9 protein-coding genes are annotated in these 11,869 nt (G+C 42.6%); 8 read left to right on the top strand and 1 reads right to left on the bottom strand.

All coding sequences use genetic code 11. The features are described 5' to 3' along the window. Positions 1-32: 32 nt before the first annotated feature. Complete coding sequence (locus tag KTO63_RS03765) at positions 33-1,622, bottom strand: DUF3375 domain-containing protein (protein WP_232373018.1); 1,590 nt, start codon at positions 1,620-1,622, stop codon at positions 33-35. A 125-nt stretch (positions 1,623-1,747) separates the two neighbouring features. Between KTO63_RS03765 and KTO63_RS03760 the strand changes: the two genes are divergently transcribed. The 8 genes from KTO63_RS03760 to KTO63_RS03725 all read left to right on the top strand — a co-directional run bounded on the left by KTO63_RS03760 (position 1,748) and on the right by KTO63_RS03725 (position 11,779). Then, positions 1,748-2,398 (top strand): tetratricopeptide repeat protein, encoded by a 651-nt coding sequence (locus KTO63_RS03760; RefSeq protein WP_217789812.1) that lies wholly within the window; start codon positions 1,748-1,750, stop codon positions 2,396-2,398. Positions 2,399-2,629: 231 nt separating this feature from the next. After that, positions 2,630-4,636, top strand: a complete 2,007-nt coding sequence (ispG, locus tag KTO63_RS03755) for a (E)-4-hydroxy-3-methylbut-2-enyl-diphosphate synthase (protein WP_217789811.1) — start codon at positions 2,630-2,632, stop codon at positions 4,634-4,636. 154 nt (positions 4,637-4,790) lie between these two features. After that, the gene (locus KTO63_RS03750) at positions 4,791-5,747 is read left to right on the top strand and encodes an aldose 1-epimerase (RefSeq protein WP_217789810.1); all 957 of its coding nucleotides are present in this window, start codon (positions 4,791-4,793) and stop codon (positions 5,745-5,747) included. 147 nt (positions 5,748-5,894) lie between these two features. Then, positions 5,895-6,668 (top strand): hypothetical protein, encoded by a 774-nt coding sequence (locus tag KTO63_RS03745; protein WP_217789809.1) that lies wholly within the window; start codon positions 5,895-5,897, stop codon positions 6,666-6,668. An 89-nt stretch (positions 6,669-6,757) separates the two neighbouring features. Continuing rightward, positions 6,758-7,426, top strand: a complete 669-nt coding sequence (locus KTO63_RS03740) for a lysoplasmalogenase (RefSeq protein WP_217789808.1) — start codon at positions 6,758-6,760, stop codon at positions 7,424-7,426. 28 nt (positions 7,427-7,454) lie between these two features. After that, on the top strand, positions 7,455-9,053 hold the full coding sequence (gene nadB, locus KTO63_RS03735; protein ID WP_217789807.1) for an L-aspartate oxidase: 1,599 nt from the start codon (positions 7,455-7,457) through the stop codon (positions 9,051-9,053). Between the two features lie 313 nt (positions 9,054-9,366). Further along, a complete protein-coding gene (serC, locus tag KTO63_RS03730) occupies positions 9,367-10,431 on the top strand; it encodes a 3-phosphoserine/phosphohydroxythreonine transaminase (protein ID WP_232373017.1) in 1,065 nt (354 codons plus the stop codon). A 115-nt stretch (positions 10,432-10,546) separates the two neighbouring features. Continuing rightward, positions 10,547-11,779: a DUF1015 domain-containing protein gene (locus KTO63_RS03725; RefSeq protein WP_217789805.1), complete on the top strand. Its 1,233-nt coding sequence runs from the start codon at positions 10,547-10,549 to the stop codon at positions 11,777-11,779. Positions 11,780-11,869: the final 90 nt, after the last annotated feature.

The following is an 11,869-nucleotide window of genomic DNA, read 5'->3' as shown; positions in this document are numbered from 1 at the left end:
ATCAGTTATTCAGTTATTCAGTCGTTCAGTTATTAATTGGCTTTTCGACTGAAAAGCAAATACGGCACTTCAATAAACTTCGTTTGCTCCTCGTTTATGCTGATGTGCTCTGTCATGTTCTCCAAAATTTGCACGCGGGAGCCTTTGTCTTTTACAAAACTGTAGTAAGAAACAACTTCCGGTATGCCATTGTCAAGTCCGTTTATTTCCAATACTTCTTTTAAAGTAGCGGTTTGTTTTTGTTTTAGAACATCTTCCACTTTTTGCCAAAGCCTTTTCTTGTCAATAAAACTTGTATTGATCATTCGGCTGAAGCGCTCCATGTCTGCAATGTGTTCATCCGCATTGTTAGGTTGTGTAATAACTACAGATTGCGCTTTCTGTTGCAGATTCAACTTGCGATCCATGATCAGCTTGATGCTGACAGGTTCGCCCACCGCAATGCCGCAAGTAATATCGTCTTCCTGCTGATTGGCCAGCACCAGCTCTTTAATGTTGCTGATTTGCGTGCGCAATCTTTTATGTCGGGCAATTTCTTTCTCGGTAATAATGCGGCTTAACTTTTCCGCCATTTTATCATTTGCTTCGTACACGCTTTTGCCTTGCTGAAGCAGCATTGTCTTTATGTTCTGCAGGAAATCATTGTTCGCTTCTATATTTCTGTCGTACAGCAAGTCTAGCAATTGCTCCGTAAGTTCGCGCCATTCTTCCTGACCGGCACGGGAAATAAGAAAATCCCAAAACGCATAGAAACTCTTTCCCTGGTCGCTGTTGCGCAGCGCATCGTAAGCTTCAAATGCATAGCCAACAATGGCGCCTTTGTTTAATTCTGCTTTCGTGTGATGCTCTACGATAGAGCGGTGTATTCCTTTAAAATTATCTTCCACTTCACGAAAATCGCTCAGCAGTTCGTAACACAATCTTGTAAAAAGCTCCAGCCTTTCCTGCACCTGGGCATTGTTATAAACCTCAACGGTAGCGCCATGTTCGAGTCTTTGGATCTCTTTGTCAATAGCGGCGCGTTTGTTTTTCAAATCTTCGAGGCGCGCAGTGCGATCATCTTCGGTTTTTTCTACGATATCGCGCAAAGAAGAGAATAACATTTTGAAGCGGCTCTCTGTACCCACAAAATCTCTACGGCCTAATGTCTGAAACCATTGAAATATCTTCTCCGTATGTGCACTCAGTTGATATTGCGTGTTGCCATCATTGTCCGGGAAATCCTGCAGCACTCTTTTTTGCACCCAGTTCACCAGGTATTTCCGGGCACGGCTTTCTTCATCTTCCCCAAATTCAATTTTTGCTTCTTCCAGATCTTCTGTTCCGTCCACGTGCATGGCAAGTGTTTCCGCCAGGTGAGTTGCCAGTTTTGTTTCGGAAATAAAGAATACATTGTTTTCTTTAAATACATCGTACAAAAACGGCAATACCCATGCGGCGTTGCGCATGCGAATGATCTGTATCGCAGAAGATGAGTTAAATAATAATGAAATATCGATCCCGGCCATTGCGGCAAGATAGGGAAAAACAGGAACGCCCGCCTGAATGAATTTTATTCGGGCAGGCAGATTTTCATGATTATTAAGGTTTATTAAGATTTTATAGGTTTTGAAGCTTCGCAAATGAAAACCAGAGAGTTAGATACTATAGGCTCTTAAAAAACAAAAAAATCATAACCGATCTTCAAAATCATCAAAATCTGCGTTCCTTCTCTATCTTTGCACTCTTTCAAAAAAAGTCTTTCACAATGAAATTTTACAATTGGGTCATTAAATACAGGCTTCCGCTGGGAATCGTGTTTCTTGTTTTAGCCATTGCATGTACGGTAGCCTTCGGTTTTTGGCCGTCTTTCGTTCTTTATTTAGTAGCAGTTATCTTAATTTTCAGTCATTTCTTCTTCGGTCCGCTTCGCCTGATCCAGGAGTATATGGAATCCGGTGATATGGACGGCGCGGAAAGAGTGTTGAATACCATCAAATTTCCTGGTCTTTTATACAAACCAATCCGTTCGGTTTATTATACCCTGAAAGGTAATATCGCGATGATGAAACAGGATTTCACCGGCGCGGAAAAACACATGAAGAAAGGTTTGGACCTTGGTATGCCGATGAAAGAAGCAGAAGGCGCTAGTTTGCTGCAACTGGGAATGGTGTCTATGCAGAAGAATGACCTTAGACAAGCGGAAAACTATATCCGTTCTGCGATCCGCAAAGGTCTTCCCGATAAAGAAAACGAAGCAGCAGCCTACCTTCAAATGTGCAGCATTATGATGACAAAAAGAGAGTTCCGCGCTGCAAAAGATTTCTTCAAAAAAGCAAAAGCATTAAAACCAACTACGCCTCAAATAGTAGATCAAATCAAACAGATCGAAAAATATATTACGAGAATGCCGGGATAGGCGGGTTCAAGCGTTTCAGAAAAGGTCTCCAATTGGGGGCCTTTTTTTTGCACACAGATGACACGGATTGGACTGATTTACACGGATTTTTTGCTGAAATGCATCATGCGTTTTAAACACATAGATAAGTTATTTAGTCATTCAATTATTGGCAAGAATCAGTGTAAATCAGTCCAATCCGTGTCATCTGCGTGCCAATTTCCTTACCTTGCAACAAAGTGTACAATCTACATGCAGTTATATAGTGAATCGCTGACTTCTTACAAAAGACTATCTACAAGAGAAGTGAAGATCGGAGATCTTTTGCTGGGCAATTTTCATCCCATTCGCGTACAAACCATGACCACTACCGACACCATGGACACCATGGCCACGGTAGAGCAAAGCATCCGGTGCATTGAAGCCGGAGCGGAAATGGTGCGCATTACGGCACCAAGCAAAAAGGAAGCAGAGAACCTGTTGAACATTAAAAATGAATTGCGCAAGCGTGGTTACAATACACCACTCATTGCCGATATCCACTTTACACCCAACGCTGCGGAAATTGCCGCGAGAATTGTAGAAAAAGTAAGGGTGAACCCAGGCAATTACGTTGACAAAAAGAAATTCGAACAACTGGAATATACCGATGCAGAATATGCAGAGGAAATAGAACGCATCCGCACAAGGTTTACACCGCTGGTGAAAATCTGTAAAGAACATGGCACGGCAATGCGCATCGGGACCAACCACGGTTCTTTGAGCGATCGCATCATGAGTCGGTATGGCGACACGCCGATTGGCATGGTGGAAAGCGCGATGGAATTTTTGCGCATAGCACGAGATGAGGACTATCACAATATTATATTAAGCATGAAGTCCAGCAACCCGCAAGTAATGGTTCATGCTTACAGGCTTTTGATCAAGCAAATGATGGATGAATTCAACGAATGCTATCCGCTTCATTTGGGCGTTACAGAAGCGGGCGACGGAGAGGACGGAAGAATTAAATCTGCCATCGGCATCGGTACTTTGCTGGAAGATGGCATTGGCGATACGATCCGTGTTTCTCTGACTGAAGACCCTGAGTTCGAAATTCCTGTTTGCAAGGACCTGGTGAAAAGATATAATCATCAAACTGAGCGCAGCGAAGCTCCGGCTGAAAAAATCAAGCTTCCTTATTCTCCGTTCGAATATAAAAGACGGGAAACTTTCGAGGTTTCCAATATTGGCGGTAAACAAGTACCTGTTGTAGTGGCAGATTTCAGTAAGCATGCGGCTATTTCTCCCGCAGATCTTGAAAACATTGGTTACAAATACGACGAGCCGAGCGATAAATGGACAATTGGCGACGCGGCAGCGGATTATATTTTTACAGGGAATAACCTGATCCATTTTGCACTACCCGGCACATTGAAAGTTGTGCTGAATGCGCACGCATGGCAACAAGAGGATCTTGAAGCAAATGTTAATGGCAGCTATAAATTCGTTCCGTTGTTCTCCGACGAGCAATTCATTAACGCCACGGTAAAACACAACGCGGTCAATTTTGTGATGGTGGATTGTTTCACCAGTGCGGAAAATGATGGTACAAAAAATATCGACGAGCTGGCAAAAGATAACACGGTTGTACTTTGCCTAAGCTCTACCAATAAAAATGCGATGCAATCTGTTCGAAAAATGTTTGTGGAACTGATGAACAGAAGCATCAAAAATCCGGCGATATTAATTTGCGACAGCCCGCATCATGGCATTGACGAGCATTTGATCCATCTCGCAACAGAAACAGGTGCGTTGTTTTTAGAAGGTATGGGCGACGGCATCAGCCTCGGCTTAACCGGTTCTACTATCGAAAACATTAAGGTGACGGGTAGAACCTATCTGGAAACAAAAAGCATAGAGCAATTCTTAAATAATACGGCTTTCTCCATTTTACAGGCGACAAGAACACGCATTTCTAAAACAGAATACATTAGCTGTCCAAGCTGCGGTCGTACCTTGTTCGACTTGCAGGAAACAACGGCGAAGATCCGTTCGCGCACCAATCACTTGAAGGGAATAAAAATTGCCATCATGGGTTGTATAGTAAACGGCCCGGGCGAAATGGCAGACGCAGACTTTGGCTACGTGGGCAGCGGCCCCGGCAAAATCACTTTGTATAAAAGCAAAGAGGTTGTGAAAAGAAACGTTGACAGCGAAGTGGCCGTGGAAGAACTCATTAATCTTTTAAAAGAGAATGGAGCTTGGGTGGAGCAATAATTGAATAACTGAATAACCGAATAACTGAGTGGTTGAAAGTCGAAGCGACTGATCGAATGTAAACGTCAGTTATTCAGTCATTCAGTTATTCAATCACTCCGGAGCGCGAAGTACATTCCATTTTTAAATATCAAATACAAACATAACCACCACTATGTCCTTTTCCACTTACCAACAAGAAGAAAACGGTTTATCATTAATCGTACTGGAAGACAAACAGACAGGAACAACTGCAAGTATTTTGCCCGCTTACGGCGCAATGTTGCACAGCTTCGATATTCCTTTGAAAAACCAAGGCAAATTAAACGTAATTGCCAACTACGCAGATCAAAAAGATATCGACACTGATCTCGCGACAAGTTTTAAAAGCAGCAAACTTTCTCCATTTGCATGTCGCATCGCTGATGGAAAATATACTTTCAATGGACAGTTGTTTGAGTTCCCCAATAAATTTCAAGATGGCACAGCCATTCACGGCTTGTTGTTCAATAAACCATTTGAAGTTACCGCCCAGCATGCAGATGAAAAAGGGGCTTCTGTAACGCTACAATACAAATACAACAACGAAAACGAAGGTTACCCTTATCAATACACTTGCGAAGTAACTTATTCATTGAGTTCTCCCAACACGCTTGAACTGAAAACAGTTGTTACAAATAACAGCGGCACAACCATTCCAATGCAGGACGGCTGGCACCCTTATTTTACTTTGGGAAATGATGTAAACGATTGCCTGTTGCAGTTTCACGGCGAAAACATTATTGAGTTCAACGAGAAACTTGTTCCAACGGGTAAACAAATTGAATACAGCGAATTCAATGCTCCAAAACTGCTAAACGAAAAAGAGCTGGACAACTGCTTTTCGCTTCGTTCGGTAAAAAATGAGCCTGCGGCAATTTTCTCTAACCCACGCAACGGTGTAAGCGTAAGCCTGTGGCCGGATGAAAGCTATCCTTTTCTGCAGATCTACACACCGCCTCACAGAAAAAGCCTGGCAATTGAAAATTTAAGCGCAGCACCAGATAGTTTTAATAACAAAATGGGACTGGTTTTACTGCCGGCGGGAGAGAGCAAAACATTTACAGTAAAGTATCAGGCAATTCAGAAGTAAAAATTAAAAAGTCAAAAAGTGGAGACCCAAACAGTCGGCGGCCTTGTTGTGACTTTTTAATTTTGACTTTTGACTTTTTAGTTTTGACTTTAATTCTAGCTTTGTATTCAAATATTATCGCAAAACCTTAAACATTTTCACAGCTGTATGAAACACCTCAAATACTTAATCATCCTTGCTTTTTCTTTTTGCCTTGTAAGCTGTTTCGATACAGTGGAGGAAGTGGAGATAAAGCAAAACGGTACCGGCACTTATAAACTCAATATGGATATGAGTAAAGCCTTTGAAATGATGAAAGGCTTTATGAATGATAGCGACCTGCAAAAAGAAGGAATGAATAAAGCAATGGACACTACCATAAACTTTGATTCCATTCTTGACAGCGCACAGGATCTGGACGCACACAAAAAAGAATTATTGAAGGGCGGCGTAATGCACGTTAATATGGACATGCAGAAAAGTGTGATGAAGCTGGACATGAAATACCCTTTCACCAGTTTTGGAAATCTTAATGAGTTGTATGCCATGATCCAGAAAGGAAACGGAGGATTGAATGAAGCTTTTAAAAGCATGCAGGCACAGGAAGGCATGGGAATGGAAAATGCTTCTGATACCAGCGGCCTGAATCAAATCAATTCCATTTTCGATGTGAACTTTAAAGACGGTTCTTATTCAAAAACCTTGAACAAGGCCCGTTACGATGCATTCATACACGATGAAAAAGCGGAGCAAATAAAGGGAATGATGAGCATGATGGGAGAAATGAACTATACACTGATCCTGAAATTGCCAAAACCTGCAAAAACAGTAAGCAACAAACTGGCTACTTTATCCGCGGATAAAAAAACCATCACATTGAAGTCAGACCTTTTCAGTGCATTTGACAATCCACAACTGATGGAATTGAAGGCAACCTATTAAGATGCTAAATGCCGAACGCCTAATGCTAAACGCGGCCTCAAGCGTTGAGCGTTAGGCGTTCGGCGTTAAGCTCGCTAAACCTCACTACTATGCGCAAACAAAGCTGGCTCATCTTATTCGGTATCGATGGCTTAATTAACCTGTTCTCTATTACTGCCAATTGGCATTGGCTCACACTGGTTTCAAAGTCATTGCTCATGCCATTTTTAATCGCATGGTTCGTTTCAAATATTCCTGATAATTCAAGGCCGCGATTATATGTAATGGCGGCCTTGTTTTTTTCATGGCTCGGCGATGTGTTTTTATTGGTAGATGAACCGAAGTTTTTCATGGCCGGTTTAGCGTCCTTCCTTTTCGCTCACTTGCTTTACATTTTCTTTTTTGCCAGCGTGATTTATGCGCAAACAGAAAAGCAGAAATGGAACCCATGGATTTCCGGCGCCGTTTTTCTGTATGCTATTCTTCTGTTTTTCTTCTTGAGGCCGCACCTTGGCGCGTTGCAAACGCCTGTTTTCGTATATGCGGCAACTATTGCGACCATGCTGGTTTGCAGCATCCAGGCATTTAAAAATAACGGTAACAGGCAAACTTATTTTTGCATTGCTGGCGCGGCGCTTTTCGTACTATCAGACTCTTTACTAGCAACCAACAAGTTTTATCAACCCTTCGCAGGCGCATCCTTTGGTGTTATGCTGAGCTATATCATGGCACAATATTGCATTGTACGCGGCGCCATCACATATCTCTCCCGCAATTAATCTTACATTTGACAACTTATTTATTGCAATGGAAACAGATTTTTTAGTCATAGGATCAGGTATTGCCGGCTTGACGTACGCTTTAAAAATAGCAAATCAATTTCCTGACAAACAGGTTACGATTATTACAAAAGCCAATGCCGATGAGACGAACACCAAGTATGCGCAGGGCGGCGTAGCCGGCGTAACGGATTTTGAAAAAGACAGTTTCGAAAAACATATACAGGATACACTGATTTCCGGGGATGGCTTGTGCAACGAAGAGATCGTTGAAATAGTGGTAAAGGAGGGCGTTGACCGCATCCAGGAAATTATTGATTGGGGCGCACGCTTCGATAAAGATCCTGATGGTGATTTTTCATTAGGCAGGGAAGGCGGCCATAGTGAGTTTCGCATACTGCATCATAAAGACATTACCGGTTGGGAAATAGAAAGAGCCTTGCTGGCAGCCATTGCAAAGCAAAAAAACATCGAGCTCGTTAAGCATTGCTTCGTGATAGATCTCATCACGCAGCACCACCTTGGTTACCTTGTAACAAAATCTACTCCGGATATCGATTGTTACGGTGTGTACGTGCTAAATCTTCAAACGAACCGCATAGAAAAAATTCTTTCCAAAATTACTCTACTCGCAACGGGAGGAAACGGACAAATTTATCGCACCACTACAAACCCGTACATCGCAACGGGCGACGGTGTGGCAATGGTGTACCGTGCAAAGGGAAGAATTGAAAACATGGAGTTCATCCAGTTTCACCCTACCGCGTTGTATCTCCCAGGCATCCGTGGCCAGGCTTTTTTAATCACAGAAGCGGTTCGTGGAGATGGCGGTATTCTTCGCAATAAGAACGGTGAGGCTTTCATGGAAAAATATGATGAAAGAAAGGACCTCGCTCCCCGTGATATCGTGGCCCGCGCCATTGATAGCGAAATGAAGAAGAATGGTACCGAGCATGAATACCTCGATTGCCGCCACATGGACAAAGACAAGTTCATTCATCACTTCCCCAATATTTACGAGAAGTGTTTGTCTATCGGCATTGACGTAACAAAAGATATGATTCCTATTGCGCCTGCGGCGCACTATAGCTGTGGTGGTATCAAAACAAATGAATGGGGTAGAACATCTATCCGTCACTTATATGCTTCGGGAGAATGTGCTTCCACAGGTTTGCACGGCGCTAACCGGTTAGCCAGTAACTCTTTGCTCGAAGCAATGGTATTCAGCCACCGTAGCTTTCTCGATTCAGTAAGAGAAATTGAAAACATCGAGTTTCAAACTACCATTCCCGACTGGAACGCATCAAGCACCGGCGATCCAAAGGAAATGATCCTCATCACACAAAGCTTAAAAGAACTGCAGCTGCTAATGAGTGACTACGTGGGTATCGTGCGCACCAACACCCGTCTCGAAAGAGCCATGCACCGCCTCGATCTGCTGCACGAAGAAACAGAAGTGCTTTATCGCAACACTAAAATTTCACCGCAGCTATGTGAATTGCGCAACATGATCACTGCGGCATATCTCGTAGTAAAATCTGCAAGCTTCAGAAAAGAAAGCCGCGGACTGCATTACAACACGGATTATCCGTACAAGAGTGCGTTGGTGCAGAATATTGCTTTGTAGAGAGCACACAGATGACCCTGATAATAATTGAATAACTGAGTAACTGAATAACTGAAGGTTTTATGAGTAAGAAGCTCTTTGATTCCAAACCTTCAATTATTCAGTTATTCTACTTTTTGCAACTATCAGCGCAAATCAGTCTAATCAGTGCCATCTGTGTGCTCCCTTCTACTTAAAAAAATTTCAACAAAACCACCGTATTTGTAGACTTTTATCATTCCATCCCCTCTTTGCATAGAATTAATAAAGGTAATTCCCCGCTTTTTGAATATTTTTGCGCCTCCTTACTTCATCGAATAAAACTAACATGGTAATGCACAATTTTAACGCGGGCCCATCTATTTTACCTAAAGAAGTCTTTCAGGAAGCTTCAAAAGCAATTTTAGATTTCAACAATACCGGTCTTTCCATCCTGGAAATCGGTCACCGTACTCCATTATTTGAAGGTGTTCTTAATGAAGCCGTTTCGTTGTTAAAAGAATTGATGAACCTTGATTCGAATAAGGAAGTGCTTTTCCTTCACGGTGGTGCGTCCACACAATTCTTCCAGATCCCAATGAATTTGTTGGCCGAAGGCAAAACTGCTGCTTACCTTGATTGCGGCGTTTGGGGATCAAAAGCTATCAAAGAAGCAAAATTGTTTGGCAATGTAAATGTTGTTGCCAGCTCAAAAGATAAAAACTACTCTTACATTCCAACAGGATACGAAATTCCTGATGATGTAAGCTATTTCCATTACACAACAAACAACACGATCGAAGGAACAGAAATGCATAGCATTCCTCAAACGAATGTGCCTTTGATCGCAGACATGAGCAGTGATATTTTGAGCACGGTGATGGACTTCAATAAATTCTCACTTATTTATGCCGGTGCGCAGAAAAACATTGGTGCAGCGGGCGTAAACATCCTCGTAATCGATAAAAACATTGTTGGGCTTGCAGGCCGCAAACTGCCCACAATGATGGATTACAAAAATCACATTGAAAACGGCTCCATGCTCAACACGCCTCCGGTTTTTGCTGTGTACGTGTGTATGCTCACATTGCGTTGGTTGAAAAAAATAGGCGGTGTAGCAGCAATCGAAAAGATCAACGACCAGAAAGCGAGCCTGCTTTACAATACGCTGGATGCTTTACCTATGTTCAATTTGCCTGTAGCAAAACAAGACAGAAGTAAAATGAACGTTGTTTTCACCATATCTGATCCGGAAGTAGAGAAAGCATTTTTGCAAACCTGCAAAGACAATGGCATGTACGGCGTAAAAGGACACAGAAGCGTTGGCGGCTTCCGTGCATCTTTGTACAATGCACTGCCACTCGAAAGCGTACAAGCTCTCTGTGATCTGATAAAAGATTTCGCAGCGAAAAAAGGATAGGTCGCGAAACGTGAATGGTCAATCGTGAATAGGTTTCCCGCATATCAACCATTCACGTTTCACCATTCACCATTCACGATTGTAGATCACGACTAACACTCAAAACAAAATACCAATGGCACATATAACGCCTTTCAAAGCATTAAGACCAACTGTTGATCTCGCAAAAAAAGTAGCGGCTCCTCCTTACGATGTGTTGAATTCTTCAGAAGCAAGAGTTGCCGCACAAAGTAATCCGCAGTCTTTTTTACACGTAACAAAATCTGAAATAGATCTTAGCGAAGACGTGGATGTACACTCACAAAAAGTGTACGAAAAGGCGAAAGAAAATATTGAGATTCTTTTTGACAACGGCGTTCTATTGCGCGAAGAAAAGCCTTGCTATTACATTTATGAACTTGTAATGAATGGCCGCAGCCAAACCGGCCTGGTAGCGGGTTCTTCAGTAGATGATTACGAAAACGACATCATTAAAAAGCACGAGTTTACACGCCCTGAAAAAGAGCAGGACCGCATCAACCACATCAAAACAACAGGCGCACAAACAGGTAATGTTTTCCTTGCCTACCGCGATGTGGATGCTATTAATGAACTGATAGAAAACTGGAAGAAAAATCACGCTGCTGTGTACGATTTTGCAGCAGACGATTCTATCCACCATAAAATATGGACCGTAAATGAAGATGCGGCCATTGCATCTATCTCCAATCTCTTTAGCGAAAAAGTTCCTCATACTTATATCGCCGATGGCCACCACAGAGCGGCTTCCGCAGCAAAGGTGCGCAAGGCGTTGGATAAGGGTCATCACGACAATGCAAACTATTTCCTTACTACACTTTTCCCTGCGAGCCAGTTGAAGATCATGGATTACAACCGCGTGGTAAAAGATCTGAATGGCCTGAGCGTTCAGGAGTTTTTGACTAAACTTGAAAGCGATTTCACCTTGTCTCCGGCTCCTACAGCGGTTTTGCCAACTGACCTGCACGAATTCGGTTTATTTGTTGATGGCAAATGGTACAAACTTGTTGCAAAAGAAGGCGCTTACACAAAGGACCCGATAGGCATATTGGATGTAACCATTTTGCAAAACAAAGTATTGGATGCAATCCTTGACATCAAAGACCCGCGCACAGATAAAAGAGTCGATTTTGTTGGCGGCATCCGTGGTTTAGGCGAATTGGAAAAAAGAGTGAACAGTGGCGACATGGCTGCTGCTTTCAGTTTGTATCCTGTTAGCATCAAACAATTATTTGATATCGCGGATAGTGGCAATGTTATGCCTCCGAAATCTACATGGTTTGAGCCTAAGCTGAGAGACGGTTTACTCACGCACCTGATTTATCAATAGAATACCTGATTTTGATCACCCGCCAGTTTTGTAAAACTGATATTTTGCAGAACCTTTTCTCCCGATGCGACGTTTCACATCGGGAGAATT

This window comes from Pinibacter aurantiacus, assembly GCF_019130065.1.
Classification (GTDB): domain Bacteria; phylum Bacteroidota; class Bacteroidia; order Chitinophagales; family Chitinophagaceae; genus Pinibacter; species Pinibacter aurantiacus.
Note: the sequence above shows the minus strand (reverse complement) of the source record. Positions and strands in the feature narration are given on the sequence as shown.